37 protein-coding genes are annotated in these 26,381 nt (G+C 29.5%); 33 read left to right on the top strand and 4 right to left on the bottom strand.

From position 1 onward, the window contains the following. The first annotated feature begins 72 nt into the window (after positions 1–72). From aroB to JOC70_RS04005, 10 genes are all read left to right on the top strand, one after another. Positions 73–1,149, top strand: coding sequence for a 3-dehydroquinate synthase (gene aroB, locus JOC70_RS04050; protein WP_204597597.1), 1,077 nt, complete (start codon positions 73–75; stop codon positions 1,147–1,149). A gap of 14 nt (positions 1,150–1,163) precedes the next feature. After that, positions 1,164–1,856 carry a 5'-methylthioadenosine/adenosylhomocysteine nucleosidase gene (locus JOC70_RS04045; protein WP_204597596.1) on the top strand — a complete coding sequence of 231 codons (693 nt, stop codon included), beginning with the start codon at positions 1,164–1,166 and terminating at the stop codon, positions 1,854–1,856. 11 nt (positions 1,857–1,867) lie between these two features. Beyond that, positions 1,868–2,665: a 3-deoxy-7-phosphoheptulonate synthase gene (aroF, locus tag JOC70_RS04040; protein ID WP_204597595.1), complete on the top strand. Its 798-nt coding sequence runs from the start codon at positions 1,868–1,870 to the stop codon at positions 2,663–2,665. 163 nt (positions 2,666–2,828) lie between these two features. Continuing rightward, positions 2,829–3,452, top strand: coding sequence for a TraR/DksA C4-type zinc finger protein (locus tag JOC70_RS04035; protein WP_204597594.1), 624 nt, complete (start codon positions 2,829–2,831; stop codon positions 3,450–3,452). Positions 3,453–3,644: 192 nt separating this feature from the next. Beyond that, a complete protein-coding gene (lspA, locus tag JOC70_RS04030; RefSeq protein WP_204597593.1) occupies positions 3,645–4,100 on the top strand; it encodes a signal peptidase II in 456 nt (151 codons plus the stop codon). Next, entirely contained in the window at positions 4,090–5,007 is a 918-nt protein-coding gene (locus JOC70_RS04025; protein ID WP_204597592.1) for an RluA family pseudouridine synthase, read from the top strand. The genes lspA and JOC70_RS04025 overlap by 11 nt, the downstream gene beginning before the upstream one ends. A 150-nt stretch (positions 5,008–5,157) precedes the next feature. After that, complete coding sequence (pyrR, locus tag JOC70_RS04020) at positions 5,158–5,694, top strand: bifunctional pyr operon transcriptional regulator/uracil phosphoribosyltransferase PyrR (RefSeq protein ID WP_204597591.1); 537 nt, start codon at positions 5,158–5,160, stop codon at positions 5,692–5,694. A 65-nt stretch (positions 5,695–5,759) separates the two neighbouring features. After that, a complete protein-coding gene (gene uraA, locus JOC70_RS04015) occupies positions 5,760–7,082 on the top strand; it encodes a uracil permease (RefSeq protein WP_204597590.1) in 1,323 nt (440 codons plus the stop codon). Positions 7,083–7,220: 138 nt separating this feature from the next. Beyond that, positions 7,221–7,493 carry a hypothetical protein gene (locus JOC70_RS04010; protein WP_204597589.1) on the top strand — a complete coding sequence of 91 codons (273 nt, stop codon included), beginning with the start codon at positions 7,221–7,223 and terminating at the stop codon, positions 7,491–7,493. A 26-nt stretch (positions 7,494–7,519) separates the two neighbouring features. Beyond that, complete coding sequence (locus tag JOC70_RS04005) at positions 7,520–7,657, top strand: hypothetical protein (protein ID WP_204597588.1); 138 nt, start codon at positions 7,520–7,522, stop codon at positions 7,655–7,657. A gap of 53 nt (positions 7,658–7,710) precedes the next feature. Here the strand turns inward: JOC70_RS04005 and JOC70_RS04000 are convergent, their stop codons facing one another. Continuing rightward, positions 7,711–9,444: an Rqc2 family fibronectin-binding protein gene (locus tag JOC70_RS04000; RefSeq protein WP_204597587.1), complete on the bottom strand. Its 1,734-nt coding sequence runs from the start codon at positions 9,442–9,444 to the stop codon at positions 7,711–7,713. A gap of 166 nt (positions 9,445–9,610) precedes the next feature. On the opposite strand from JOC70_RS04000, the gene dapF reads away from it, so the two are divergent. The 3 genes from dapF (at position 9,611) to JOC70_RS03985 (ending at position 12,600) form a co-directional block, all read left to right on the top strand. Next, the gene (gene dapF, locus JOC70_RS03995; RefSeq protein WP_204597586.1) at positions 9,611–10,435 is read left to right on the top strand and encodes a diaminopimelate epimerase; all 825 of its coding nucleotides are present in this window, start codon (positions 9,611–9,613) and stop codon (positions 10,433–10,435) included. Next, positions 10,435–11,499, top strand: coding sequence for a hypothetical protein (locus JOC70_RS03990; RefSeq protein ID WP_204597585.1), 1,065 nt, complete (start codon positions 10,435–10,437; stop codon positions 11,497–11,499). Before dapF ends, JOC70_RS03990 begins: the two co-directional genes overlap by 1 nt. A gap of 99 nt (positions 11,500–11,598) precedes the next feature. After that, entirely contained in the window at positions 11,599–12,600 is a 1,002-nt protein-coding gene (locus JOC70_RS03985) for a GspE/PulE family protein (protein ID WP_204597584.1), read from the top strand. Positions 12,601–12,667: 67 nt separating this feature from the next. Here the strand turns inward: JOC70_RS03985 and JOC70_RS03980 are convergent, their stop codons facing one another. The 3 genes from JOC70_RS03980 to JOC70_RS19150 all read right to left on the bottom strand — a co-directional run bounded on the left by JOC70_RS03980 (position 12,668) and on the right by JOC70_RS19150 (position 15,330). Continuing rightward, complete coding sequence (locus tag JOC70_RS03980) at positions 12,668–13,741, bottom strand: site-specific integrase (protein WP_204597583.1); 1,074 nt, start codon at positions 13,739–13,741, stop codon at positions 12,668–12,670. Positions 13,742–14,120: 379 nt separating this feature from the next. Next, positions 14,121–14,567 (bottom strand): ImmA/IrrE family metallo-endopeptidase, encoded by a 447-nt coding sequence (locus JOC70_RS03975; protein ID WP_204597582.1) that lies wholly within the window; start codon positions 14,565–14,567, stop codon positions 14,121–14,123. A 19-nt stretch (positions 14,568–14,586) separates the two neighbouring features. Then, complete coding sequence (locus JOC70_RS19150; RefSeq protein WP_243429024.1) at positions 14,587–15,330, bottom strand: helix-turn-helix domain-containing protein; 744 nt, start codon at positions 15,328–15,330, stop codon at positions 14,587–14,589. A 228-nt stretch (positions 15,331–15,558) separates the two neighbouring features. On the opposite strand from JOC70_RS19150, the gene JOC70_RS03960 reads away from it, so the two are divergent. The 20 genes from JOC70_RS03960 to JOC70_RS03865 all read left to right on the top strand — a co-directional run bounded on the left by JOC70_RS03960 (position 15,559) and on the right by JOC70_RS03865 (position 26,381). Then, positions 15,559–15,762 (top strand): helix-turn-helix transcriptional regulator, encoded by a 204-nt coding sequence (locus JOC70_RS03960; RefSeq protein WP_204597581.1) that lies wholly within the window; start codon positions 15,559–15,561, stop codon positions 15,760–15,762. After that, positions 15,759–16,052: a histidine kinase gene (locus JOC70_RS03955; RefSeq protein WP_423880667.1), complete on the top strand. Its 294-nt coding sequence runs from the start codon at positions 15,759–15,761 to the stop codon at positions 16,050–16,052. Before JOC70_RS03960 ends, JOC70_RS03955 begins: the two co-directional genes overlap by 4 nt. A 52-nt stretch (positions 16,053–16,104) precedes the next feature. Then, a complete protein-coding gene (locus JOC70_RS03950) occupies positions 16,105–16,275 on the top strand; it encodes a hypothetical protein (RefSeq protein WP_204597579.1) in 171 nt (56 codons plus the stop codon). A 172-nt stretch (positions 16,276–16,447) separates the two neighbouring features. After that, the gene (locus JOC70_RS03945; protein ID WP_204597578.1) at positions 16,448–17,545 is read left to right on the top strand and encodes an SNF2-related protein; all 1,098 of its coding nucleotides are present in this window, start codon (positions 16,448–16,450) and stop codon (positions 17,543–17,545) included. A gap of 3 nt (positions 17,546–17,548) precedes the next feature. Beyond that, on the top strand, positions 17,549–17,752 hold the full coding sequence (locus JOC70_RS03940) for a hypothetical protein (RefSeq protein ID WP_204597577.1): 204 nt from the start codon (positions 17,549–17,551) through the stop codon (positions 17,750–17,752). After that, positions 17,753–18,556, top strand: a complete 804-nt coding sequence (locus tag JOC70_RS03935) for a DUF1351 domain-containing protein (protein WP_204597576.1) — start codon at positions 17,753–17,755, stop codon at positions 18,554–18,556. A 112-nt stretch (positions 18,557–18,668) separates the two neighbouring features. Next, the gene (locus tag JOC70_RS03930; RefSeq protein ID WP_204597575.1) at positions 18,669–18,974 is read left to right on the top strand and encodes a VRR-NUC domain-containing protein; all 306 of its coding nucleotides are present in this window, start codon (positions 18,669–18,671) and stop codon (positions 18,972–18,974) included. Next, complete coding sequence (locus JOC70_RS03925; protein ID WP_204597574.1) at positions 18,971–19,300, top strand: hypothetical protein; 330 nt, start codon at positions 18,971–18,973, stop codon at positions 19,298–19,300. Before JOC70_RS03930 ends, JOC70_RS03925 begins: the two co-directional genes overlap by 4 nt. A 97-nt stretch (positions 19,301–19,397) precedes the next feature. After that, the gene (locus tag JOC70_RS03920) at positions 19,398–19,550 is read left to right on the top strand and encodes a hypothetical protein (RefSeq protein ID WP_204597573.1); all 153 of its coding nucleotides are present in this window, start codon (positions 19,398–19,400) and stop codon (positions 19,548–19,550) included. Positions 19,551–19,553: 3 nt separating this feature from the next. Next, positions 19,554–21,299 carry an AAA family ATPase gene (locus tag JOC70_RS03915; RefSeq protein ID WP_204597572.1) on the top strand — a complete coding sequence of 582 codons (1,746 nt, stop codon included), beginning with the start codon at positions 19,554–19,556 and terminating at the stop codon, positions 21,297–21,299. Positions 21,300–21,368: 69 nt separating this feature from the next. Further along, positions 21,369–21,827: a DUF669 domain-containing protein gene (locus tag JOC70_RS03910; RefSeq protein WP_204597571.1), complete on the top strand. Its 459-nt coding sequence runs from the start codon at positions 21,369–21,371 to the stop codon at positions 21,825–21,827. A 62-nt stretch (positions 21,828–21,889) separates the two neighbouring features. Next, on the top strand, positions 21,890–22,438 hold the full coding sequence (locus JOC70_RS03905; protein ID WP_204597570.1) for an NUMOD4 domain-containing protein: 549 nt from the start codon (positions 21,890–21,892) through the stop codon (positions 22,436–22,438). Between the two features lie 20 nt (positions 22,439–22,458). Continuing rightward, a complete protein-coding gene (locus JOC70_RS03900; RefSeq protein WP_423880662.1) occupies positions 22,459–24,198 on the top strand; it encodes a hypothetical protein in 1,740 nt (579 codons plus the stop codon). Positions 24,199–24,200: 2 nt separating this feature from the next. Further along, the gene (locus tag JOC70_RS03895; RefSeq protein ID WP_204597568.1) at positions 24,201–24,350 is read left to right on the top strand and encodes a hypothetical protein; all 150 of its coding nucleotides are present in this window, start codon (positions 24,201–24,203) and stop codon (positions 24,348–24,350) included. A gap of 89 nt (positions 24,351–24,439) precedes the next feature. Further along, entirely contained in the window at positions 24,440–25,153 is a 714-nt protein-coding gene (locus JOC70_RS03890) for a bifunctional 5,10-methylenetetrahydrofolate dehydrogenase/5,10-methenyltetrahydrofolate cyclohydrolase (RefSeq protein WP_204597567.1), read from the top strand. A 26-nt stretch (positions 25,154–25,179) separates the two neighbouring features. Continuing rightward, positions 25,180–25,422 (top strand): hypothetical protein, encoded by a 243-nt coding sequence (locus tag JOC70_RS03885; protein ID WP_204597566.1) that lies wholly within the window; start codon positions 25,180–25,182, stop codon positions 25,420–25,422. Between the two features lie 73 nt (positions 25,423–25,495). Next, a complete protein-coding gene (locus JOC70_RS03880) occupies positions 25,496–25,639 on the top strand; it encodes a flavoprotein (RefSeq protein ID WP_243429023.1) in 144 nt (47 codons plus the stop codon). Then, positions 25,639–25,776 carry a hypothetical protein gene (locus JOC70_RS03875; protein WP_204597565.1) on the top strand — a complete coding sequence of 46 codons (138 nt, stop codon included), beginning with the start codon at positions 25,639–25,641 and terminating at the stop codon, positions 25,774–25,776. Before JOC70_RS03880 ends, JOC70_RS03875 begins: the two co-directional genes overlap by 1 nt. A gap of 3 nt (positions 25,777–25,779) precedes the next feature. Continuing rightward, the gene (locus JOC70_RS03870) at positions 25,780–26,049 is read left to right on the top strand and encodes a nucleotide modification associated domain-containing protein (protein WP_204597564.1); all 270 of its coding nucleotides are present in this window, start codon (positions 25,780–25,782) and stop codon (positions 26,047–26,049) included. Then, the gene (locus JOC70_RS03865; RefSeq protein WP_204597826.1) at positions 26,049–26,381 is read left to right on the top strand and encodes a dUTP diphosphatase; all 333 of its coding nucleotides are present in this window, start codon (positions 26,049–26,051) and stop codon (positions 26,379–26,381) included. Before JOC70_RS03870 ends, JOC70_RS03865 begins: the two co-directional genes overlap by 1 nt.

Genomic DNA, 26,381 nt, shown 5'->3' with positions numbered 1-26,381 from the left:
TCTCGCTCGTCAGAGTGAGATTTTTTATTGAAATTCTATTTATCCTGCTAATTAAAGAAAGGGGATAGAAATATGAAAGAACTAAGTGTAAAGCTAAAGGATGGGGAATACAAAGTATATATAACTTCATCTATGGATAGATTTTCGCAAGCTTTAATCGAAAACAAGATAAAAGATAAGGATTCAATGTTTATCATCACAGATGATAAGGTATATTCGATTTATAAAGATAGTATTGAAAAATTCAAGAAACAATATAACGTAAAGGAATATTGTTTTAAGGAAGGGGAAGAAAATAAGAACATAAATACGGTTCAAGGAATATACTCTTTTTTAATAGAAAATAACGCAAATAGAAACAGTATATTAATAGCATTAGGTGGAGGTGTTGTAGGAGATATAGTTGGATTTGTAGCCTCTACTTATATGAGGGGAATAAGATATATTAACATACCTACAACTCTTTTATCTCAAGTAGACAGTTCTGTAGGAGGAAAAGTAGGATATAACTATAATGGAGTGAAAAATATAATAGGAAATTTTCATTATCCAGAGTTCGTATATATATCTACAAATTTCTTAAAGACATTAGAAGAAAAGGAGTTTCAAGGAGCATTAGGGGAAGTAGTAAAATATGCACTTATTAGAGATAGTAATTTTTTAAATTTTTTAAATGAAAATTACAAGGGTATATTGGAAAAAGAAACAGATAAAATGATCCATATAATAAAAAGCTCTCTTAAGGCAAAATCAGAAATAATAAAAGATGATTTAAATGATAGAGGAATTAGAAATGTATTAAATTTTGGGCATACAGTAGGGCACGCTATTGAAATAAATTCAGGAGGTAAATTAACCCATGGAGAAGCTGTTGCACTTGGTATGCTAACATCAATAAAACTTTCTGAAAATATATGTAAGTTAAGAAGGGACTTATATGGGAATATCGTTAACTTATATGAAAAGCTAAGGCTTCCTACAAAGTATAAAGTTGACAATTATACTTTATTTATGTATGCTATTAATCATGATAAAAAAAATGATGATAAAATAAGATTTGTATTATTAGAGGACTTAAACAAGCCTAAAGTAAAAGTTGAAATAAATAAAAAAGATATTATAAATGCATTAAAAAATAGCATATCTTGAAGGAGGAAATAATTATGATAATAGGAATAATAGGAGCAATGATTGAGGAAGTAGAGCCAATCATAAATGAAATGAGTATAGAAAGAAAGCTTAATAAAGCACAAATGGAATTCAACCTTGGGAAAATATGGTCACATGATGTGGTTGTTGTTAAGAGTGGTATAGGTAAGGTGAATGCAGCAGTATGTGCGCAAATACTTATAGATGAATTTAATGTTGATACAGTTATAAATGTAGGAGTAGCAGGAGGGGTAGGAAAGGATGTACTTCCTGGGGATGTAGTTATTGCAGATAGTTTAGTGCAGCATGATTGTGATTCAACTGCATTTGGAGAAAGAAAAGGACAAATTCCTAGAATGGATACATTTGATTTTAAATGCCATGATGAATTAGTTTTAAAAGCAAAAGTAGCTTGTGAAAAAGTAAGTGAATGTAAATGTTTTGTGGGAAGAATAGTTACAGGAGATCAATTTATAGCCGATAGAGATAAAATTATATGGCTAAGTGAAGAGTTTAGTGCTCTTGCATGTGAAATGGAAGGTGGAAGCATTGCTCAAGTTTGCCATTTAAATAATGTGCCTTTTGTAATAATAAGATCTGCATCTGATAATGCTAATAATGGAGCACATATAGAATATGAAAAGTTTAAACCAATAGCTGTAAAAAATTCTATAGGTATTCTTAAGAATATGATAGAAACTATGTAGGTGATAAGGGAATGGAAAATTTATTGGTAGACATAAAAAATGGTGAAAGGATAAAAGTAAGAGTAAAAGATGTCGAGATAGGTGGAAGCGAAAAAATAATAATGTCTGGACCATGTGCTGTAGAAGATTATAATACCATGATTAAAATTGGAAAGACATTAAAAGATTTAGGTGTTCATATGTTAAGAGGTGGAGCTTTTAAACCAAGAACTTCACCATATTCCTTTCAAGGTCTAAAATTTGAAGGTATGCAGATACTAAACGAAGTAAGTGAAATTACAGGGCTTCCAGTGGTATCTGAAATAATGGATACTCGTGATGTAGAAGAAGGAATAAAGTACATAGATATGATTCAAATAGGTTCTAGAAATATGTACAATTATAGCCTTTTAAAAGAAGTGGGAAAAACAAATAAGCCTGTGCTTTTAAAAAGGGGTATGAGTGCAACTTTAGCAGAGTGGATTTATGCCGCAGAATATATTATGGCAGAAGGTAATATGAATGTAGTTCTTTGTGAAAGAGGAATAAGAACATTTGAAAGTTATACAAGAAATACTTTAGATTTAAATAGTGTAGCGGTGATAAAACAAAAATATAGAATACCTATAATAGTTGATCCAAGTCATGGAACTGGACTTAGAGAACTTGTTTTACCCATGAGTATGGCCTCTTTAGCTGTGGGAGCTGATGGGCTTATGATAGAAAGTCACATATATCCAGATAATTCTGTTTCAGATTCTAGAGAAACGGTTTCTATGGAAACCTTAAAGAATATTATAAGTAAAATTAATAATAAAGAACTTTTATAGATTAATAAAATACGAGTTTAAAATCAATTTGCTTATAAAGAAAGCCCGTTTAAAGAACGCTAACTTACTTTAAGGATTTTACAAGAATAATTTAATTTATTAAAGATAAAATAACTATAGTTATAAAAATTCATCTTTAAGGAGAAAGGGGATAATTATAGTTATGGATAAATCTAAATTAGATTATTTTAGAAAAAAACTTGAGAAAGAAAAAGATGATGTAATAGAAACATTACATTTAATGAAGAGAAATGATACTATAGATTCCAATGTATCCTTTTTAACTGAACTTTCACTATATGATAATCATCCTTCGGATTTAGCAAGTGAGGTATATGACAAAGAAAGAGGATTGGCTTTAAAGGGAAATGAGATAAGTATATTAAATAAGATAAATGATGCATTAGATCGTGTAAAGGATGGAACTTATGGGAAATGCCAAGAATGCGGAAAGGATATAAATGAGGAAAGATTAGAATTTATACCTTATGCAGAGTACTGTGTAAATTGTCAGAGCCTTAATCATAGTGGATTTAACGTGAAATTAAATAGTCGCGCTTTTCAACCTAAGAATAGACCTATAGAAGAAAAGGTAATTCAAAACTTTGATTATACAATTAATGATTATGAGGAAGCTGCTTTTGATGGAATGGATTCTTATGATGATGTAGGATTTTTTAATAAAAGAGAAAATATATTTGAAGATGACTATTATGAAGATCATGAAGGTATTGTAGATATAGTAGATACTATAAGTAACGAACAATATAGAAAGACCATAGAGTAAATGTTAATTAGTAAATAAATAATAGTGTATGATTGAGTAAATATCTAAAATAATTGATATATATTAAGCTATATGAAGACTGTAAGTTTTTATAGGTTATATTAAGTAAGAGATTTATAAGTAATATTATAAATTTCTTACTTCAATAGTTAGTATTTTTTTATTGCAATTGTCAAAGGGGGTAGGGTATCATTGGAAATAATTATAATAATTCTAGGAGTTATATTAGATAGAGTAACTAAAATGTGGGCTCTTAAAAATCTTGCTATAGGAAATGATTTAATAATAATAAAGAATTTCTTTCAATTCTCGTACTTAGAAAACACAGGAGCGGCTTTTGGGATATTTAGAGATAAGACTATATTCTTAGCTATAATTACATTTATAATTGCAATTGGTATATTGTTTTATTTGTTTAAATACAAACCGCAATCATTGATATTAAGATTATCCTTAGCTTTTATCATAAGTGGAGCTATAGGAAACCTCATTGATAGAGTTTATTATAAATATGTAGTAGATTTTATATTACTACATTATAAAGACGTATATTATTTCCCTACATTTAATGTTGCAGATATATTTGTGACAATGGGAACAGCTTTATTAGCACTTTATGTTATAAAGGAAGAGAAAAATGGAGAATAGAAAATTTTTAATAACTGAAGAAAATAAAGGTAAAAGACTTGATGCATTTTTGACAGAAAACTTTGATGGAAAATCCAGATCTTTTATACAAGGACTTATTGAAAAAGAAGAGGTTTTAGTAAACTCTAATATTAAAAAAAGTAATTATAAACTGAGAGTAGGAGATGAAGTACAAGTAAATATTCCTGACCCTACTCATGTCAATATAGAACCAGAAGATATACCTATTGATATAATTTATGAAGATAGTGATATTATAGTAGTAAACAAACCTCAAGGAATGGTAGTACATCCTGCTCCGGGAAATTATGAAGGGACTTTAGTTAATGCTCTTTTAAATCACTGTAGTGACTTGTCAGGAATTAACGGAGTTGCAAGACCTGGAATAGTTCATAGAATAGATAAAGATACTTCGGGAATACTTGTTGTTGCTAAAAATGATAACGCTCATAATAAGTTGTCAGAACAATTCAAAGAACATTCAATTACTAGAGTGTATTTAGCATTAGTTGAAGGAATAATAAAGGAAGATGAAGGAACCGTAGATGCACCGCTTGCAAGACATCCAAAGGAAAGGATAAAGATTGCAATAGTACCTGGCGGGAGAAGAGCAGTTACTCATTATAAGGTAATTAAAAGATTTAAAGATCATACATTAGTAGAGTGTAAATTAGAAACGGGAAGAACTCATCAAATAAGAGTACATATGTGCCATATTGGTCATCCGTTAGTGGGTGACCCCGTATATGGATATAAAAAGCAAAAATTTAACTTAGAAGGTCAAATGCTTTATGCACAAAAGCTTGGATTTGTACATCCAAAAACCAATGAATATGTTGAATTTCAGTGTGATATTCCAAGTTACTTCAAAAATGTATTAGATATTTTAGAAAAACAGTTGAAATAATATTAAATTAATGATATTCTAATTATAGAAATAAGTTTCCTTTAAGTGGTCCTGTGAGATCATAAGGCGCGATATAGATAGTAGAGTATAAGTGCGTCTTGATTCACAGATCAAGGCGCTTTTTTATATTTTGTGAAAGGTGGTTAAAAAATGAATTTAAAAGCAGTTATTTTAGATGACAAGGCAATGAAGAGAGCATTAGCTAGGGTAGCACATGAAATCATAGAAAAGAATAAAGGTGTAGAAGATATTGTTTTAATAGGAGTAAAGAGAAGAGGAGTGCCTCTTGCACAAAAAATAGCTAAAAATATTGAAGAATTTGAAGGCGTTAAGGTTCCAGTAGGCAGTGTAGATATTACATTGTATAGAGATGATTTAAGTACTTTAAATGAAGATCCAAATATAAATAATGATAAAATAGAAGTTGAAATTAAGGATAAAAAGGTAATAATAGTTGATGATGTAATATATACAGGAAGAACAGTAAGAGCTTCTATAGATGCAGTACTCCATAACGGAAGACCTAATATGATACAGCTTGCAGTTATGGTAGATAGAGGGCATAGAGAGCTTCCTATAAGACCAGATTATGTGGGAAAAAATATACCTACATCTCACGAAGAAATAGTTTCAGTAGCAGTAAGTGAAATAGATGGAGAAGACTCAGTAAAAATTTATGAAGTATAAGCTTTCTATAAAGCTAATATATACTTTTAAATTAGCTCAGAGAGGCTAAAAAAGGGGGAGTATAAATGAAGAATTATGTAGATGTAAATGAAAGATTACCTATTTTAAAGACAATACCATTAAGTTTTCAGCACTTATTTGCTATGGTAGGAGCTACCGTTCTTGTACCTATGCTTACAGGGATGAGTCCATCTATAGCACTCTTTGCTAGCGGTGTTGGAACGCTCTTATACATTTTATGTACCAAGGCAAAATTACCTTCATACATTGGTTCATCCTTTGCATTCATTGGTCCAATGGTAGTTGCTTCCTCAGCATATGGTAAACAAGCAATGCTATCTGGAATAATAGCTGCGGGACTATTGTATACAATAGTGGCATTAATTATTAGTTATACTGGTACGGAGTGGATAAATAAATTATTGCCTCCAGTAGTGGTTGGATCAGTAGTTATAGTTATAGGTTTAGGACTTGCAGGAACGGCAATAAATTGGGCAGGTCTTAACGCCAGCTTTACAGATCCTTCTATGGCATCAGTATCAAGATGGGCATGGATTGCAGTTTCCATGATAACTTTAGGTGTAGGGGTTATAGGTACAATGTACTTTAAAGGGTTTCTTGGAGTAATTCCAATACTTATAGCAATGATAACAGGATACATGTCAGCACTTTTGTTAGGAGTAATTCCTGATGAAAGTATAAATAAAATTTTACAAGCACCATTATTTCAAATACCACCTTTTATGGCACCGAAATTTAATTTGAATGCTATAATACTTATGGCACCAGTAGCTTTTGTAACACTAGCAGAGCATATAGGACATGTATATGTAGTAAATAATGTAGTTGGAAAAGATTTCACTAAGGATCCAGGCCTTCATAGATCAATACTAGGCGACGGAGTTGCTACCATATTTGCTGGACTTGCAGGAGGTCCTCCAAATACAACTTATGGAGAAAATATAGGTGTTATGGCAATAACTAGAGTTTATAGTGTGTGGGTAATAGGAGGAGCTGCGATACTTGCAATAATACTATCCTTTATAGGACCAGTGGCGACTGTAATAGAAACTATTCCAATCCCAATAATGGGTGGAGTGAGTATACTACTCTTTGGAATAATAGCTTCTTCAGGATTTAGAATATTTGTAGAAGATAAAGTTGATTTCGGTATGAAAAGGAATTTAGTTATATCATCTGTTATAATAGTTTTAGGTATAGGTGGAGCAGCAATAAAGTTTACAGTAAATGGAGCTCCAGTAGAAATAGCAGGTGTAGCTCTTGCAACTTTAGTGGGAGTAATATTAAATGTGATATTGCCTAAAATAAGTAAATCAGAAGAAGAAGTACCAAATTCATCAGATGACAAAGAAGCTAAAGCAGTATAAGTTAGAGATAATGCATTAGATAGTAGAATTAAGGGAGTTTGCAAATGCAAACTCCCTTTTTAAGTTATTTTATTATGGTAATAATTAAAAATTTGTTATAAAATGAATAAATAATAATATATACTTGGGAGGTAGCTAATGTTAAGAATTTGGGGAAAACTCATAAAAGATAATAAAATAATTAAAGATAAAGTAATTGAACTAGTAATAAAAAATACATATCAAGAAGCTTTAAAAGAAGCAGTAACGGAAATATGCAAGGAAATGGATATTGCTAAACCCTACTGGCTTAATCATAATTTAGAAGAATACAACAACAGAAATAAAACTTCTTTTGATGAAAATAATTTCATTGAAGAAATAGAGTTTGATAAATTTGAAATCGAAGAATTGAATGATGAAAACAAGTAAAGGTATAATTATATAGGGGGAAGTAGATGAATAATGCACTGTGGTTTTTTACATATCTAGATCCAATAGTCACTATAATGGCAAAAATGGCATTTGTATTTTTATCCTATAAAGCTATGCAGGCTATGAATGTATATATAAATTCTAAACGATATGACAAATAATTATTTAAGAAAAATATTTTGATAATAATTAGTATAAAAAAGCTTCAATAATTTTATTGAAGCTTTTTTAAGTTTGGTTTTTCAGGAGTTATATATATAGTTTTATTTGTATAATATATGACCATGCCAGGTTTCGCACCGTTTGGTTTGTGAACATGGCGAGCTTCTGTATAATCTATAGCAACTTTAGAAGAATCTTTAGCCTTGCTATAATAAGCTGCTAAATTTGCTGCTTCATCTAATGTTGTTTCAGGTAAATTTCCCTTATGCTTTATAATTACATGTGAACCTGGGATCTCCTTTGTATGAAGCCATATGTCATTTTTATCAGCAAATTTTAGAGTTAAAAAGTCATTTTGAATATTGTTTTTACCTACATATATATCTATACCGTCAGAGGATATAAAATGCATTGGCTTGCTTTTCTTATCCTTCTTTTTGGAATCTTTCTTGAATTTTATATATCCAGTTTCCATAAGCTCATTTTTAATCTCATCAATGCTATTGTAATCTTCAATATTTAGTATGTTTGTGAGTACTGACTGTAGATACCTAATTTCTTCTTTAGTACTCTCTATTTGTATTGATGCAGCTTCTTCAGATTTTTTTAATTTATTGTATTTTTTAAAATACATTTGTATGTTTTGAGAAGAGGACTTATTTGGATCTAGTTTTATCTTAACAAACTCCCCATCTTCACTATAATAATTTAAAACTTCTATAGTTTCATTGCCTGGCTTTATATTATATATGTTGGCAGTTAAAAGTTCTCCGAATATTCTATACGTATCCTTTTCTGCACACTCTTTTAAGTTGTTTTTAAGTATATCTAATTTTTTTAAGCATCTGTCTAAATTTGTATTTACAAGCTTTTGTAAGTTAGATGACCTACTAGATAATCTATCTTCTTTATCCTTTTCAGCATAGTATTTATCTAAAAGCTTTGAAGGAGAATTATATTCTATATACTCATAGTCATTCATATAAGTTGACTTGATGCAGTGAAAATCTTTTAAACGATTTTCCAGAGAATATGTTGCAAAATAAAAGTTTTTATTATATAAATTATTAAAGACATCACATATATAATCATTAATAACATTTAAGTTTTCTAAAGAAAGAGTGATATTTTTTAAAGCCAATCTATTGTGTAATTCTTTAGAAAATCCAGTGCTTACTCCTGTAAATACCTTAGAGAAGAAATTCTTATCTGCTTTTAGTTCTGATTCAGTAACAAATTTAGATAAATCTTCGTATGTATAATTAAAAGGATTTAATTTTTCTGAAGAAGGTGGATATACAAACTTTATTCCAGGATAAAGACATCTAATGCTATTTATATCTGGAGTAACATGTTTTATGCTATCCATTATCATATTGTCCTTAGCACGTACTAAAGTTACATTGCTATGTCTTCCCATTATTTCAATTACTAAAGTATAAATGCTGTCAAAACCAAATTCATCTTTGCTTTGAAAATCCAAAAATAATACTCTATCCGATTCAAGCTGTCTGACATCTACAATTCTAGAACTAGTCAAATATTTTCTTAAAAGCATACAAAACATAGGCGGAGACATGGGATTTTCTTTTGTTATATCTGTAAAATGAATTCTAGGATACACAGCACTAGCACTTATAAGAAGCTTAAAAATTACCCTATCCTTTTTTATGGATAATAGTAATTCATCTTTTTCGGGTTGATTTATTTTTTCTACCTTACCTCCAATAATTTTATCCTTAAATTCTTGGACGAGGCTATATAAAAAAATACCGTCTAATGCCAAAGTAATCATCCTTTCAAAACAATGTATGAGTAAAGGTAAATTATGGCCTTTTCTCGTATTATATAGTATAACATTATAAAAATTTAAAATAAAGATATATTTAATTATTGATATTATTTACATAAAGTAGTAAACTATTTTTGATATTTTTTAGGAGGTATAAATTATGAAATTTGTTAAAATGCATGGAAATGGAAATGATTTTGTCGTTATTGAAGATATTGATGGTATATATAAAGAGAATTATGGAGATATAGCTAAGGAGTTATGCGATAGGCATTTTGGAATAGGTGCAGATGGACTTATTATTGTAACTAAAAGTACCATAGCTCCTATACAAATGATAATAATTAATGCAGATGGGTCTTATGCATCTATGTGCGGAAATGGAATAAGATGCTTTGCAAAGTATGTATATGATAATAATATAGTAAAAGAAAAAAGTATGAAAATAGAGACAGGGGATGGCATTAAAGAAGCATTCTTAGAAGTTAGGAATGATAAAGCAGTTAATATAAAGATAGATATGGGGACTCCTTCTTTCAAACCTAAGCATATTCCGGCAAATAGTGATGATGAAATAATAGAAAAAGAGTTACTAATAAATGATAGAACTTATACAATAACTTCATTACTTATGGGTGTGCCTCATACGGTTATAATAGGAAAATTAGAGGATTCTGACGTAACAGAAGGAAGCGTTATAGAAAAATGCGAATTATTTCCAAATGGAACAAATGTTAACTTTTGTGAGATTGTAGACAGAGAAAATATCAAAGTTAAGACCTGGGAAAGAGGCGCAGGTCCTACCTTAGCTTGTGGTACAGGAAGCTGTGCATCCGTTGTTGCATGCAACAAATTAGGAATTGTAAGTTCAAAAGTGCGAGTAGAGTTACCAGGAGGAATACTTGACATAGAAGTTGGCCCTTTAGGAGTGTTTATGAAGGGACCTGCTGAAACAGTATTTGTAGGAGAGTATAAATTAGAGTAATGACGCTTATTAAAAGATATGTTTTATTAGCAACACTAATATTTTTTATGATAGTTAGTTGTTCTTGCAATAGAGATGAAGTAAATGATAATGGTTATGAAGTGGTTTTACCTAAGTATTCTAAAGTTTCTATATTAAGAAGTGAAGAAAATAATATAACTGTTTTTCAGGAAAAAGAACTATCTTTAAAAAGCATAGAGAAACTAAAAAGTATAAGTGATATAAAATATAATAATGAAAATAATATATATGTATTTAAAGAGATAATTTCTAAAGGGGAAAATTTCAATAAAAGTATTATTAAGATATTGAGTTTAAGTGGAGAAAAAGTTTTACAGGATTTTTATACTGCTGAGGATATGAAGTTATCTCCTAATGCTAACTATTTAGCATATAGAAGCTTTAAACAAGATTCATTTGATAGTGCAGAAGGACTTAAAATATATGATACAAAGATGAATAGACCTATTTTAATTAATAATCAAACATTGGTATCTGGAAATTTATATACATGGCTAAATGAAGATGAAATATTATACTATGGAGCATCGGAAGACAAAGGGGCAAATATTTTCAAATACAATATAAAAGATGAAAAAGAAACATTATATACACCTCCTCTTAATGGATATTGTAAATTTTTTATCCCTTATGAGGATAACATACTTATGTTGTTAGATAATGGAGACTCAAATAATTTAATGATATATAGTAAGGTTGATAAATCATTAAAAAAATTAGATATAAGTTTTGAAATCATATATGATGGAATATATAATGAAAAACAAAAAGAAATATTTATAATTGCAGCTGAAAATGGGGAAGAAGCTAATTTATTTAAATTATCTCTAGATGATTTAAGCTTAAATAAGGTAAATTATGATTTTCCTAAATTCGTAGATCCTAATGGAGGATTAGCCATAGATAATAAAGGATTTATATATTATCTAGGATATTCCGAAGATAATAAGTTAAAAAATGATGTATTTATATATAATGAAGATGAAAATTCTAACGTATTAATTTCTGATGAACCGTCATACTATAAAATAATAAGTGAATAATTAAGTGACTCATTTATATAATTTTTCAAAGAATTGTATAAATGAGTCACTTTTTTTGTTTCATATGATTATTTCTTAAAATAATGGATAGTATCTTAAATGGATAATAAAGGAAAGGTGGTGGATGATTTGGAATTAAGGTATATAGATGTAGATGCGCTTAAAATAAGTAGTGAGGCACTTAAACTTATACCTATGGATATTTCCCGTAGATATTCAATATTACCCTTTAAAATTGCTCAAGATAAGCTACAGTTGATTTCGGCAGAGGATTTGAATGCTTATGCAATAGAAGAACTAAAATTTATTTCTAAAAAGAAAATAGAAGCATTTAAAGGGGATAGAGAAAAGATTTTAAATTTAATATATAAAAATTATGAAGAAAAAGAAGCACAAGAGGCAGTATATAAATTAAACGAAGCAGAAGAGAGTAAAAATCAACTTATTAAAAAGGAAAGTTTAAACTCACCAATTATAAAAATTCTAAACTATATTATAACTGAAGCTATACTTAAAAAATCAAGTGACATACATTTAGAACCTAATGACCATAATGTAGCTATAAGATTTAGGATAGATGGAGTTTTATATAGGGTACAGGAGATACCAAAGAACATATTTAATCAAGTTACAATAAGAATAAAGATATTAAGTAATTTAGATATTACAGAAAAGAGAATACCTCAAGATGGGAAATTTGAGTATAAAGCAAATTCTAAAACTTATGATATAAGAGTATCAAGTATGCCGACAATCTATGGAGAAAAATTGGCTTTAAGGATTCTCTATAAAGATAGTGAAAATATATCTCTTTCAAAGCTGGGATTTGATAATAAGGGTATACAACTAATAAGGAGTTTTCTAAATATTCCTTATGGAATGGTACTTGTTACAGGGCCTACAGGTAGTGGAAAAACTACAACTCTATATTCAATGATAAACGAGATAGATAAGCAACACAAAAATATAATTACTATAGAGGATCCTGTAGAGTATAATGTAAAAGATATAAATCAAATAAATGTAAATAATAAAACAGGACTTACTTTTACAACAGGACTAAAAAGCATATTAAGACAATATGCAGATTATTTTATATAAGCTAATAACATCAATAGTTCATGAGATTTCGTCAAAAACTTCGTCAAAAATAATTTTTAAAAATTATTTAAAAAACATTTTCAATGATGCTAGTTGCCTTTTTCATCATATCATCATTAACGTGACTATAAGTTTTCATTGTTTGTTTAACATCATGACCAAGCAATTTAGCAGCTGTTTTAAAATCTACTCCATTAGATATCAGAGTTGTTGCATAAGTATGCCTTAACTCGTGTATGGATATTCCAGCAAGTTCTCTTAATTTAGGATTTAGATATTTATCAATACTTGCTACATTAAAAGGTGCAATCCTATTATAAATATCAGTTGGATAATTTTTTCTATAATTTTTAAGCTCTTTTAATGTGTTATTTGATATTGGGATTATTCGATAAGAATTTTTACCTTTTAAATCTCCAAAACTAGATTTTTTATTCTCCTTAGATATTTTCCATTGCTTATTAACATCTAAAGTCAAATTAATTTCATCTAAATCACTCCAGGTAAGCCCTAAAATCTCTCCTAGTCTCATACCAGTATTAGCGGCTATAAAAGCAACTATATAAAATTTACTGCCTTTTAGGCTTCTTAACAGTATTTTTAAATCTTTTTTATTAAGAGCTTTTTTATCAACTTTATCTTTATCTTTAGGAATCTTTATGTTTGTAGTAGGTAATTCAACAATTAGATTTAAATCATCTCTCACATATTTAAAAAACACATTTAGTCGTCTTAAATATGTTTCTATTGTTGAAAATTTAAGTCCTTCTTTTATAAAACAATCAACCACTTTTTGTACATCATATTTTTTTATATCTTTGATTTTTTCATCATTTAAATTAGAAAACTTGGAAAAAGTATTTTTATAAGATTCAACAGTGTTATATTCTTTATATAAGATGCTATGTTCCAAATACATTTTAGTAACTTCTTCAAAAGTTTTTTCGTTATCATTTATATTTATATTATTTTTAACAGTAGACTCTAATTCTTTTACTGTTTTATCAATATAAGGTTTTCCATCTTTTTGGGTTTTAAATCCTTGTTTTGACTTTTGTTTCCACTTACCAGTTGAATCCTTATAAGAAATAATGCACTGCCAACCTTTATCTTTTTTTCTCCAAGTAACGTTATAATCCATAATTTCACTTCCTTTCACTAGGTGTTGTCGTGACAGTTCAATTTATGATACTTTCCTATACTTCCTTTGGATTTTTATTACCTCTCTTTATCATATATGTAACACTATTTGTAACAGTTCTTGAAATATAAAATTCAGTAATACCAATACTTATAGTGATTCTGTTACAAATAAAAGTGTTACAATATATAATAAAATTCTTTTATATATTACATATTTTTATTTTTAATTTTATTTATATATAAAGAAAACTATTTTATTTGTAACTCTGTAACAAACGTAAATTGAATTAGTTGTATCAACGTGTAGAAGGTGTTACAGATGTTTTAGTCCATTTGTCACACTCTGTAACAAAATAGTTCCAAAGTGTTGGTATTACTTATACCTTATTTGTAACATTAAAATAAGATTTTGGTATATATAAAGAGCTAGCAATTTGTTCTATAGTAAAACCTTCAAACTGTATTGGATCTAAGTCTATATTTAGTAATTTAAAAGCAAAATAATTAGCTTGGCGCTCTAATTTACCAATATTCAATAAATCCTTATTAAAAGCAGCTTCATAAATATGAGTGTGCAATAATGAATGCCCTAACTCATGCGCTAAAACAAATTTTTTATATTGCTGGTTTAAATCATTTCTAATAAAGACAATTTCATTTCCAAAATAATCTCTGTTATAACAGGCTTCATTTTTTCTAAGTAGAATATTGCTTGAATCCAATTCCATTATATCAATTTCTAAATAACCATATAAATCATAAATATCATTTGTATTATAGATGTCCTGTAAACCTGAAATTGTATTGTCTATCCATAAATACATCCCAATCACCCTTTTATGTTTATTTTTTATACTTGTAACTTATTAATTTAAGTTGGTTTAGTAATTCATTTGCAAACTCAACTATTTCATCGTCGCTCATCTTTTTTATATCAAATCCACCGAATCCCATGACAGCAGGTTGCTTTAGTATAAATTGCATAGCTGCTTCAGGAGTAGTAAATTCTCCAGTAGTATAAAGCTCTGATTCTTCTTTAAGTTGGTTTGATTTTTCAACATCTGCATATATTTCATCAACATATTTTTCAAATGTTGCAGGGTATGAGGTGTTTGTTTCAGTTGCTATTTTGGATAATAACTCTATAAGATCTGGCTTAGACAATTTTTCTTTTGTCCAATTATAATGCTCTAGGTCATAGATTATTTTTTCGATTTTTTTCCTTTTATTATCATCTTGAGCAATTCGTGATACTAAATTAGTAATAGAATACTCTTTATATTTTCTACATTCCTCAATGGCTTTTCCTAATTCAATATAGTTTGCTTTTTCAGATAAATCTCTACTGCTATACTTCTTATCCCATTTTCTTAATTTTTCTTCAGTTATTGGTTCAGATCTCATTAATTCATCTACAGTAACTTCCAATGCGTCTGCTAACTTTTTTAAAGTTACTATAGTTGGATTTTCTTTTTCTCCACGCTCCATAGCACTTATATAACTAGCATTCACACCACTTAATCTACTTAACTCATTAACCCCTAATCCTTTTAGTTCTCTAATTCTCTTTATGTTCTCACCGAACATGATAATCACTCCTTAATTAATAAATATTATTAATATTATATCCTCTAAGAATATAATATATTCTCTTAGCACATAAAGTCAATAGTAAATTGAAGAAAAATCAAGAAAAATGCTGACAGAACATGATAAATTTCTCTAACCGTGTTCTCAAGGAATACAGATATTTGATGTATGCCGACAGTATATGATACTATATACTCACAGAACACGAAGGGGGTGGAAAAATAATTGAATAAAATTAAAGAATTTAGAAAAATAAAAGATTTAAGCGTGTATGACTTATCGGATATGACTGGATTAACTCCAAGTTATATTAGTAACCTAGAGAATGGTAATAAGACCAATCCAACAAAAGACGCTATGGAAAAAATAGCAACTGCACTTGAACAAACTGTTCCAGAAGTATTTTATCCCGATAAGGAGGGCAAATAATGAATAATCTTCTTACACAACAAGATTTAGCTAAAAGGTGGCAAGTTAGTGTTAAAGCTATAGAAAGTTATAGAAAAGAGGGAATAATAACTCCAGTTCCAGGTATACCCTCCATACGATTTAATCCTCAACATATAGCAGAGCTGGAAGGAACCAAGTTAGAAAGATTTAGTCCCTTGGAAAGAAAAAAGTTTGAAAGAGAGATTGAAGTGCTTGAACAAGAAAATGAGAAGCTTAAAGGTATATTAAGTCAAGCATTAGCTAGTTTAGCACCAGTTATTAATTTATAGGATAGACACTAATAAATAATGTCTTATAAATAAATTTTGGGAGGGAATATAAATGATTAAAAAATTATTAGCAGAAAGAGGTGTAATTTTAACGAAAGAATTATCAGAAACAGTAATCCAGGACATTAAGTTCAATAAAATTGGTTTTAAAAAATGTACAAGCTTAGAAGAGTTACTAACTATAGCAGAAAGATGCAGTGCAGCACTTAAAAGATGTGCTTAGAAAGGTAGGTGATGCCATATGTCACAAGTAACACTTTACCCGCATCAGGAACAAGCGTTAAATCAAACTAAAGATTTTAATAGGGTAGCTTATTACTTGGATATGCGGAATAGGTCTTGGTAAGACCTTCGTAGGAAGTGAAAAATTAAAAGAGCTCAATACCAATGTAAATTTGATAATCTGCCAAAAATCAAAATTACAAGACTGGTATGAGCACTTTAAAACTTATTACCCAGAGTATAGCACATTTATATACACTAAAACAAGAACTATACCAGATAAGTCGGTTGTAATAATAAACTATGACTTAGTCTGGAGAAGACCAGAGTTAACTTATTTAAAAGATGTTACCTTGATGCTAGATGAAAGTTCACTTATAAAAAACAGCACCAGTAATAGAACTAAATTCATACTTAAACTTAATCCAAGTAATGTGATACTTCTGTCTGGTACTCCTACTGGTGGAAAGTATGAAGAGTTACATTCACAAATAACACTATTAGGTTGGAAGATAAGTAAAAAGCTTTACTGGCAGCAGTTCATTAATTCTATATCAATAGATATAGGTGGTTTTAAAGTACCTAAAGTTAATGGATATAAAAATGTAGATAGACTTAAACAAAAGCTAAAAGATCATGGAGCAATATTTATGAAAACTGAGGAAGTGTTTGACCTTCCAGAGCAAGTAGAAATACCAATTATGATTGATAACACTAAAGAGTATAAGAAGTTTAAGAAAGATAGAGTCATCACTATTAACGATATGGAGTTAGTTGGGGATACCTCACTGACTAAGATGTTATATCTCAGACAGTTAGCTAGTCAATATAATCTATATAAACTAGACAAGCTTAAAGAGCTCCTAGAGAGTACGGAGGATAGAGTGATAATATTCTATAACTTTACATCCGAAATGGAGCAAATAAAGAGCTTATGTGAGAGGTTAGAAAAACCAGTATCAATAGTTAATGGAGATAGTAAAGACTTAGAAAGCTATAAATCTAAAGACAACACAGTTGTGTTAGTACAGTACCAAGCTGGAGCCATGGGACTTAACTTGCAACTTAGTAATAAGATTATTTATTACAGTTTACCACTTGCTAGTGAATTATTTGAGCAAAGCAAAAAAAGAACTCATAGAATTGGACAAACTAGAACTTGCATGTATTGGTACTTAATAACTAAAGACAGTTTGGAAGAGGACATACTGGAGACATTGAAACAGAGAAAAGATTATACAGATAAATTATTTGAAGAGTTGGAGGGTTAATGAATGCTTAAATTAACACTTAAAGACGTTAGGGAATACCAAGACAGGATGAATGTTGTACGAGCTAATGGATTTAAAGCTAAGGATTTCAAAGAACTAGGTAGGGAGTTAAGAGACAAATTTAACCTTACGGATAGACAAGCAATTAGTATTTTAAATGGTAAGTCAGATGAAATACTAAGCATATTAGAAATGGAGGAAATATAAATGGAATTAAAAGTTATAAAGACAACTCCAGCAGAAGTGAATTTTAATTATGATGAAATATCAAAGCATTTAGATGAAGTGCTTAAGCAATACACTGGAATAATTATTACTGAAGACACTGTAGCAGATGGGAAAAAAGTTATTGCAGAGCTTAGAAAAGGTCAAAAATCTTTAGATGAATTTAGAAAGAAAACTAAGAAAGAGCTAACTGCTCCAGTGACAGAATTTGAAAACAAGTGTAAGGAGCTTAGTAAAAAGTTTGATGAAGTTATAAATCCAATAAGCGAACAGGCAGAACAGTTTGAGCTTAAGAGAAAAGAAGAGAAAACTAAAGATATTCAAAAACTCATAGATGAAATGTGCAAGCTGAAAGGACTTGATAGTTTACCACTGGAAGAGAGTTACCTTAATAAATCCACATCATTAAAGAGTATTAAAGCAGAGTTAATGAAAGCTGCAGACAACATCTTACTTCAACAGGCTACTCTTAAAGCTAATACAGACTTAATAAAATCTAAGATTGAGTATGTTAATGTTAAAAATAATTTATCTCTAATAGATTTACCATATGTGAAAATGTTGGAATATGCAGATATTCAAACTGTATTAGAGCAAATAGAAAAAGATGTTGAAGGACTTAAAACTACAGCGGCAACTACAGCAATTAAACCAGTAGTACAAGCTCCATCCAAAGATGAAGAAATATTTGTTGATGTATATGAGATAGAAGGTACTGAAGCTCATTTAAATACTCTTGAAGAGTTTTTAAATGCTAATGGTTATAAGTGGAGTATTAAAGAATAATATTTCAAAGTACATGTGAAATGATTTTGTTTACAAAAAGTTAATTGGAAAATATGAAATCAACTTTAAATTTTTTAATAAAAACTTGTATATAGCATTAGAGGTGAGATAAATGGCAGCAGAAAAGCAGTTTGAAAATGAAATAAAGAAATTTTTATCGGAGCTACCAAAGACATGGTTTTATAAAAATTGGAGTGGTCCATATAGTAAGAGTGGTATTCCAGACATAATCGCTTGTGTTAATGGTAAGTTTGTTGCAATAGAAGTTAAAGCATCTAATGGTAAGCCTAGTGAGCTACAGAAACGCAATATAAGGCTCATACAAGAGGGTAATGGGCTTGGATATATATTATATCCTAAAGACTTTGAACAGTTTAAAAAGGACATTAGAGAGATTTTAAGGAGGGTAAACTTATGAATAAAGAAAAATGGCAAGAGAAAGCTGATGAACTAGTAGATTCAATATTGGACTTAAAAGAAAAAGGAAAAAGAAATAAAGAAGATTTGGACTCATTAAAGATGGAATTAGTTGATTTGTTAGAAAGTAAAAATGTAAATGAGTATGTAGGTAAGAATGGAAAAGCTAACTTTGTTGACTTTGAAAGGGAAGGTCTTGTTAAAGAAAATGTAGTTGAAACAGTTGATGGAGTAAATAAAGGAAAAATTAAAAATATAAATATGAAGGACCTTACTAAGGAGATTAAAGTTCATTTTATAAATGTGAGGGGGTATTTGGGTGATTAAAGTTATACAAATAAATGATACTTTAAACGTCAGTTTTGATTACTTAGCTTCACGTAAGATGTTAGAAGTTAACTTCAATGTGGAGGGGTAAGTGAGTATGAGTTGTAAATGCGCAAAGTATGAAGCTGATGAAGGAAGATATTACTGTGAAGTATCTGGAAGTCAATGTATGTATATGTTTCCAGATAGTAAAAGATGTGCTGAAGAATTTGAAGAAGGTCCAGATACCAATGAGGAAGATGGTGATTAAAATTTGCAATACTCACATTCAAAGGTAGAATCCTTCAAAGGTTGCCCTTATAAGTACAAGTTAAGATATCAGGATAGATTAAAAACAATACCAAATCAAGATGCAAATAATGCTCTTATATGTGGAAACACAATACACACCGGAGCAGAGAAAGACCTATTAGAAGCATTAGAGTTTTATAAAAGTAACTACTATGTGTTAACTGATTTACACATAAATGAAATTATAAAATTCGAGTACCTAATACCAAAGATAAAAGACTTATTAACTGATATCAATATATATGCGCAAGAGTATTTAATTAACACTAAAAGATTCAAAGGTATTGTGGATTTAATAACACGTAACCAAGATGGTTCAGTAGATGTATTTGATTTTAAATACTCAAATGCCATAGAGCATTACATGGAAAGTCCTCAGTTACACATTTATAAATATTTCTTAGAGCAGCAAGGATTTAAAGTTAGAAAGTTAGGATTTATCTTTATCCCTAAGATTTCTATAAGACAAAAGAAAGAAGAAGATTTATATCAATTTAGAAAAAGACTTATGACAGAATTACAAGCTAGTGAAATACAAATAGCAGAAGTGCCTTATAACTCTAATAAGGTTGTAGAGTTCTTAGATAATATAATAGACATCACTGAAGCGACAGAATACCCAAAGAATCCAACTAATTTGTGCGGTTGGTGCGAATATGAAGAATATTGTTTAAAGGAGATTGATTATATGTTATTACCTAAAAATGAAAGAAGAGAAAGAAAAATAGACACTAATCCAGACTTATGGATATATGCTGATAGCTATGTTGGAAAGTCAACTTTTATAGACCAATATGACGATTTACTATTCTTAAATACTGATGGAAACACAGACAATACCACAAGTCCAGTAATAAGAATTATGGACAAAGTTTGGTATGAAGGAAGAATTCAAAAGAAAAAATTTGCATGGGAGTTTTTCATTGAAGCTATAGAAGAATTAGAGAAAAAAGAAAATGACTTTAAAAGAGTTTGCATTGACTTAGTGGAAGATATGTATGAACATTGCAGACTTTACACATATGACAAGTTAGGAATAGAACATGAGCAAGATGCTGGCTTTGGTAAAGGATGGGATATGGTTCGTACTGAGTATTTAAGTGCTATTAAGAGATTAAAGAACCTTGGATATCAAATAATTTATATTTCTAAGGAAGTTGTTAAAGAAATTAATCTTAAAAATGGTGCTAAGTTAACCACTATAAACCCAAATATAAATGATAAAGTTGCAAATGTTCTAGCTGGTACAGTTGATTTAACTGTTAGGGCATACATGAAAGATGAAGATAGATTTTTACAACTAGAGAAAAAAGAGAATGTATTTGGTGGAGGTAGATTTAATTTTAAGGTTAAAAAAATTCCACTAGATATGAAAGAGTTCATAAAAGCTTTGGAGGAAGCACAGCAAGGAGTTAAGACATATAGCAAGATGACAGAAGAAGTTTCAGCAGTAGATAAGGAAGAAGAAAAACCAACTAGAAGAAGATCCAAAAAAGAAGATGCTCCAGTTGAAGATAAAAAATCAGAAGAACCAGCTGCTGAAGAAACTAAAGATAATGCTTCAGAGGAAGTAAATGAATCTAAAGAAGAAACAAAGGAAGATAATAAATCAGAAGAAAATAAGGAAGAGGATAAACCGGTAGAAGAACCTAAGGAAGAAGAAAAGCCAACTCACAGACGTAGAAGAAGAAAGGCCGATGAAGAGTAATATGTAACACTGATATTTTATGCGATATATGTAAAGATTATAAAAAAATGAAAGCGAGGAAAATTAATTATGGCAAATATATGGGAGAAATTTGATAAAAACATAGATGTTGAGGGATTAAAGAAAGATGCTGCGGAAGCTGCTACAAATGGTGGAGGAGATTTTAAAGAAGTTCCACATGGGGAATATGAAGTTAAAGTTGAAAAGTTAGAACTTAAGGAAAGTAAAAAAGGTGATCCAATGTTAAGCATTTGGTTCAAAATTTTATCTGGAGAGTGTAAAGGTAGTTTAATATTCTATAACCAAGTTGTAAGTACAGGTTTTGGGCTACACAAGGCCAATGAAATGTTGAGGAGTCTAGATAGTGGTGGAGATGTTAAGTTTGAAAATTTTAAACAATACAATGAATTACTTATGGATATATCTGAATCTATAGATGAAAATTTAGAGTACCAACTTAGTTATACAGCTAATAAGAAGAATAGTAACTTCTCAGAGTATGAAATAAAAGACGTATTTGAAGTTTAAGGGTGATGGGGAGTGTACAAGCTCCCCTTCTTTGAAAAAAGGAGGGTGAAATAACTAATTTAATGATTGAAATATGGAAACATATTAAAGGTCATGAAGGATTATATCAAGTCAGTAATTTAGGAAGAGTTAAAAGTTTAGAAAGAAAATCATATGTAGATGGTAGATTAATAAAATCTAAAATATTAAAAACAGGATTAAATAATCCAGGATATAAATTTTTAGTGTTAAGGAAAAATGATATTAGTAAAAATAGAATGGTTCACCGATTAGTAGCTGAAACATTCTTAAGTAATCCCAATAGTTATTATTGCGTTAATCATATCGATGGAAATAAACAAAATAATAAAATTGATAATTTAGAATGGTGTACTCAAAAACTTAATTTAAGACATGCAATAAAAATAGGATTAGTTGAGAATCAATGTAAAATAACTAGAAAAGTTACTGTCAAATATAATGAAAAAATAATTATATTTGAAACCATGAAAGATTGTGCGGCATATTTTGGATTTAAAAAAGGATGGTTGCATAACCAAATAAGAAAACATGGGTGTACTTTCAATTACAAAAGTTATGAAATTGAAGTACATGAAAGGGGAGTTGCGTAAAATCATGATTTTTTATGATTTTGAGTGAAGTATTTAAACACGATTGGTTAGTGGTAATTAAAGATACTGACACAAAAAAAACACACACCATAGTAAACAATACAGAAGAATTAGATAATTTTTATGAAGCCAATAAAGATAATATTTGGTGTGGCTATAACTCAAGGGGCTATGACCAATGGATACTTAAAGCTATAATTGCTGGATTTAATCCTAAAGAAATGAATGATCATATAATTGTAAAAAGTCAAGGTGGGTGGTCTTTCAGTAGTGCTTTAAGAAAACTCCAACTATATAACTATGACATTATGACAGATAAAACTAAAGGTTTAAAGCAGTTAGAAGGATTTATGGGCAATGACATAAGAGAAACTACAGTAAGCTTTGACATAGATAGAAAGTTAACTCCCCAGGAGCTAGAGGAAGTTATATTTTATTGTAACCATGACGTAGAGCAGACTATGGAAGTATTTATAAATAGAATTGAAGAGTTTGAATCTCACATGAGTCTTATAAAAGCTTTTAAACTACCTTTAAGTTACCTCAATAAGACTAAGGCTCAGTTATCAGCTATTATATTGGAAACTGATAAAAAAGAGCGTGAGGATGAGTTTAACATAACGATAGTTGATACACTTAAGATTACTAAGTACCAACATATAGTTAACTGGTATAAGGAAACTCGAGATAGTTTGTCAAATGATGAAGTTAAATTAAATGAAATGTTCTCAGATGAAAAGATAAAAAAGAAGTTTTACAAGAATACATTTTTAGAAGTTGAAGTCGCTGGAATTAAACACACATTTGGTTGGGGTGGGTTACACGGTGCCAGGGATAAATACATTGAAGAAGGTATATTTATCAACTCAGACGTTGGGAGTTTTTATCCAGCACTTATGATAGAGTATGACTTTTTAAGTAGAAATGTAAGAGATAAGAATTCTTATAGAGCAATAAGAGATAAGAGGTTGGAATTAAAAAAAGCTAAGGATCCAATGCAGCAGCCATACAAAATTGTTTTAAACAGCACCTACGGAGCCTCAAAAGATAAATATAACAATTTATATGACCCACTACAAGCTAATAACGTTTGTATAAATGGTCAACTAATGCTACTGGATTTAATAGAAAAATTAGAAGATAGATATATGTTAATACAGAGCAATACAGATGGTGTAATGTTTAAGCTTAATAGTAAAAAAGATATTCCAATTTATAAAGCTATCTGCAAGGAATGGGAAATTAGAACAAGAATGAGTTTAGAGCATGAGATTATAACCAAGGTAGTACAAAAGGATGTTAACAATTATATAGTGGTTCATGAAGATGGAAGTGTAAAATCCAAAGGTGCTTATGTTAAAAAGTTAGATCAATTAGATTATGACCTTCTAATAGTAAATAAATCAGTTATGGATTATTTCATAAATGGAACTACCCCAGAGGTAACTATAAATAATTGTAATGACCTAAGAGAGTTTCAGAAAGTAGTTAAGATTAGTAGTAAATATTTATATGGCTGTTACGGTAATACTAGATTATCTGAGAAGGTATTAAGAGTATTTGCTAGTAAATCCAGGAGTGATGCTGGGGTATTTAAAGTAAAAACAGAAGGCGGAACCAAAGAAAAAATAGCTAATACTCCGGATAAATGCTTTATAGATAATACTAATATTGGAGATAAAAAAGTACCAAGGAAGTTAGATAAACAATGGTATATAAATATGGCTTGGAAAAGAATTAAAGATTTTATAGGAGAGTAATAATGAAAACAAATAAGGATAAGTTTATGGATTACGTAAACTTAAGAATAAAAGAGAAAAAATACAAAGATAGATTATTAAACTCAAATATTAAGGACATACAAATTAAAGGTATGGAGAAAACCAGACGTAGAAAAATAGGTCAAATTTAAGATTTTACAAAGCGAAGTAAAATTAAATACTATAAAGAAAAACAGAACTGGAGAAGATATTGTGAAAAAAAGAGAGGTAATAAAAACTGATGTATATAGATTTAAAACCATTAATATATAGCTTAGAACCAACTCTGTCTGGAGAAAGACCAATACTAGCAATACTTAAGTCCGGTAAGAGAGTTGATAATGAAGCCTATATAAAAAGTATCCAAAAGAAAGCAGAGAAGTTAGGGGTAAATATCTTAACAATGGATTTAGAAAACATAGTTGATATAAGCAAAATTTTATGTGAAGTACAGGTTAAGTCGGATGCTGTATTACCAATAAGACCTTTCTCCTCAACAGAAGAACTGATAATAAAAGCATATTTGGATTATAACAAGGACGTGGACAACTTTGCTGGGAAAAGTAAGTTTGAAAACTGTACTGTAGAGGCAGTTAAAGAAATACTAAATTTCCTTCATATAAAGCCACAGAAACAAGTTGTAATAGTTGGTAGACATTTAGGCCTAGAGATAGCCTTATCTCTCTTAGAAAGAGATTTTACCCCTACTATATGTCATTCCAAAACAGAAAACTTAGAACAGTATACAAAAGATGCAGATGTAATAATAAGCTGCACTGGAGCTAAGAATATTATAACTAAAGATATGGTAAAGGTAAATGCAACAGTTATAGATGTAGGCCTTGGAGATGTAGAAGAGGATGTTATGTTGAAAGCTTATGTAACCCCAGTACGAAACGGTGTTGGAGCAGTTACAACGCGAATATTGTTTAGACATATCTTCAACACAATCTGATAATATTGCGTAGGAAGGAGAATTACATGGCTATAATTTATTTATCAAGTGAAAGAAATGCTGATGATTATGGTAATTGTTATGGCTATTATGCTGGGAAGTGCTACACAAAAGATGGAGAAGTCTTTCCTGTAACTGATAGTGGAATAACAGATAGAACAAAAAAATATACAAGTGAAAAAATGGCTATTAAAGGAGCAGAAGCAATTTTAAATAAATGTGGATATGTATTATCGTATAAAATAGAACAAATCGAAGATGTGACGTAATACAAATATTAGACGACATAAACATAATTTTCTATTATCATATGAAAATTAAATGATATAAAGGATGATGGTATTGAGTAAGAGAAGTGAACCAATTGCCAAGGTATTGCCGTATAAAAGCTTCAAGGAAAAGTTAAGACTTACTAATAAACATCTAGAAACATATAAAATAGAGGACTTGGGTGGAATCTTATACATGGAAAGGCGGTCCAAATAATGAAAGAAGTACTAATGTGGTCTGGAATAATAGCCATAGGCGTTATTACAGTAATGATTACGAGTTATGTCAAGAGTATGACATTTGAAAGCATGGAGTTAGAAAGGCCTGATTTAATTGAAGTGGAGGAATGTTAAAACATGAATAAAATTGAAAAACATGCTGATATATGTGTTGAACTAAATAAATTATATGAAGCTAAAAACCATGACTATGGCGATAGCTTTGGTAAGGGATTTAAAGAATATGGACCAGTTATGTCAGCTATAAGATTAGAAGATAAATTATCAAGATTTAAAAGTTTAATTAAATCAGATGCCAAAGTTAGAGATGAAAGTATTATAGATACTCTTAAGGATCTTGCGAATTATTCAATAATGACTGTAATAGAAATGGAGGTTAAAGAGTGATTTATTTAAGCGAGTTATATGAATTACAAAATGAACTAGATAAGTATATTTTAGAAAAGAAAAATAAGCAATTAATGCCTAAGCAACTCCTTACTGATACATTATTAGCATTACAAGTCGAAGTGTCCGAGCTTGCCAATGAAACGCGTTGCTTTAAACACTGGAGTAATAAAGGTCCATCTTCAAAAGATGTTATCTTAGAAGAATATGTAGATATATTACATTTCTTTTTAAGTGTAGGTAATCAATTAGGATTTAGTGCTAAGGAAATAGAAGATGCTTACTTTAAGAAAAGACAAATTAATATTAATCGAGTAAAAGAGGGATATTGA

This window comes from Clostridium pascui (assembly GCF_016908015.1).
Lineage (GTDB): Bacteria > Bacillota > Clostridia > Clostridiales > Clostridiaceae > Clostridium_AK > Clostridium_AK pascui.
Note: the sequence above shows the minus strand (reverse complement) of the source record. Positions and strands in the feature narration are given on the sequence as shown.

What these genes read in the sequence shown, in the direction of transcription:
- JOC70_RS03935 (WP_204597576.1), top strand. Translation starts at nt 17,753, where the DNA reads ATGGAATTAAAAGTTATAAAGACAACTCCAGCAGAAGTGAATTTTAAT.
- JOC70_RS03895 (WP_204597568.1), top strand. Translation starts at nt 24,201, where the DNA reads ATGAAAACAAATAAGGATAAGTTTATGGATTACGTAAACTTAAGAATA.
- JOC70_RS03890 (WP_204597567.1), top strand. Translation starts at nt 24,440, where the DNA reads ATGTATATAGATTTAAAACCATTAATATATAGCTTAGAACCAACTCTG.
- JOC70_RS03910 (WP_204597571.1), top strand. Translation starts at nt 21,369, where the DNA reads ATGGCAAATATATGGGAGAAATTTGATAAAAACATAGATGTTGAGGGA.
- aroF (WP_204597595.1), top strand. Translation starts at nt 1,868, where the DNA reads ATGGAAAATTTATTGGTAGACATAAAAAATGGTGAAAGGATAAAAGTA.
- JOC70_RS04010 (WP_204597589.1), top strand. Translation starts at nt 7,221, where the DNA reads ATGTTAAGAATTTGGGGAAAACTCATAAAAGATAATAAAATAATTAAA.
- JOC70_RS03905 (WP_204597570.1), top strand. Translation starts at nt 21,890, where the DNA reads ATGATTGAAATATGGAAACATATTAAAGGTCATGAAGGATTATATCAA.
- dapF (WP_204597586.1), top strand. Translation starts at nt 9,611, where the DNA reads ATGAAATTTGTTAAAATGCATGGAAATGGAAATGATTTTGTCGTTATT.
- JOC70_RS04025 (WP_204597592.1), top strand. Translation starts at nt 4,090, where the DNA reads ATGGAGAATAGAAAATTTTTAATAACTGAAGAAAATAAAGGTAAAAGA.
- uraA (WP_204597590.1), top strand. Translation starts at nt 5,760, where the DNA reads ATGAAGAATTATGTAGATGTAAATGAAAGATTACCTATTTTAAAGACA.
- pyrR (WP_204597591.1), top strand. Translation starts at nt 5,158, where the DNA reads ATGAATTTAAAAGCAGTTATTTTAGATGACAAGGCAATGAAGAGAGCA.
- JOC70_RS03870 (WP_204597564.1), top strand. Translation starts at nt 25,780, where the DNA reads ATGAATAAAATTGAAAAACATGCTGATATATGTGTTGAACTAAATAAA.
- JOC70_RS03975 (WP_204597582.1), bottom strand. Translation starts at nt 14,567, where the DNA reads ATGTATTTATGGATAGACAATACAATTTCAGGTTTACAGGACATCTAT.
- JOC70_RS03885 (WP_204597566.1), top strand. Translation starts at nt 25,180, where the DNA reads ATGGCTATAATTTATTTATCAAGTGAAAGAAATGCTGATGATTATGGT.
- JOC70_RS03925 (WP_204597574.1), top strand. Translation starts at nt 18,971, where the DNA reads ATGAATAAAGAAAAATGGCAAGAGAAAGCTGATGAACTAGTAGATTCA.
- JOC70_RS04035 (WP_204597594.1), top strand. Translation starts at nt 2,829, where the DNA reads ATGGATAAATCTAAATTAGATTATTTTAGAAAAAAACTTGAGAAAGAA.
- JOC70_RS03920 (WP_204597573.1), top strand. Translation starts at nt 19,398, where the DNA reads ATGAGTTGTAAATGCGCAAAGTATGAAGCTGATGAAGGAAGATATTAC.
- JOC70_RS03990 (WP_204597585.1), top strand. Translation starts at nt 10,435, where the DNA reads ATGACGCTTATTAAAAGATATGTTTTATTAGCAACACTAATATTTTTT.
- JOC70_RS04005 (WP_204597588.1), top strand. Translation starts at nt 7,520, where the DNA reads ATGAATAATGCACTGTGGTTTTTTACATATCTAGATCCAATAGTCACT.
- JOC70_RS19150 (WP_243429024.1), bottom strand. Translation starts at nt 15,330, where the DNA reads ATGTTCGGTGAGAACATAAAGAGAATTAGAGAACTAAAAGGATTAGGG.
- JOC70_RS03985 (WP_204597584.1), top strand. Translation starts at nt 11,599, where the DNA reads ATGGATAATAAAGGAAAGGTGGTGGATGATTTGGAATTAAGGTATATA.
- JOC70_RS03950 (WP_204597579.1), top strand. Translation starts at nt 16,105, where the DNA reads ATGATTAAAAAATTATTAGCAGAAAGAGGTGTAATTTTAACGAAAGAA.
- JOC70_RS04045 (WP_204597596.1), top strand. Translation starts at nt 1,164, where the DNA reads ATGATAATAGGAATAATAGGAGCAATGATTGAGGAAGTAGAGCCAATC.
- JOC70_RS03930 (WP_204597575.1), top strand. Translation starts at nt 18,669, where the DNA reads ATGGCAGCAGAAAAGCAGTTTGAAAATGAAATAAAGAAATTTTTATCG.
- JOC70_RS03940 (WP_204597577.1), top strand. Translation starts at nt 17,549, where the DNA reads ATGCTTAAATTAACACTTAAAGACGTTAGGGAATACCAAGACAGGATG.
- aroB (WP_204597597.1), top strand. Translation starts at nt 73, where the DNA reads ATGAAAGAACTAAGTGTAAAGCTAAAGGATGGGGAATACAAAGTATAT.
- JOC70_RS03875 (WP_204597565.1), top strand. Translation starts at nt 25,639, where the DNA reads ATGAAAGAAGTACTAATGTGGTCTGGAATAATAGCCATAGGCGTTATT.
- JOC70_RS03980 (WP_204597583.1), bottom strand. Translation starts at nt 13,741, where the DNA reads ATGGATTATAACGTTACTTGGAGAAAAAAAGATAAAGGTTGGCAGTGC.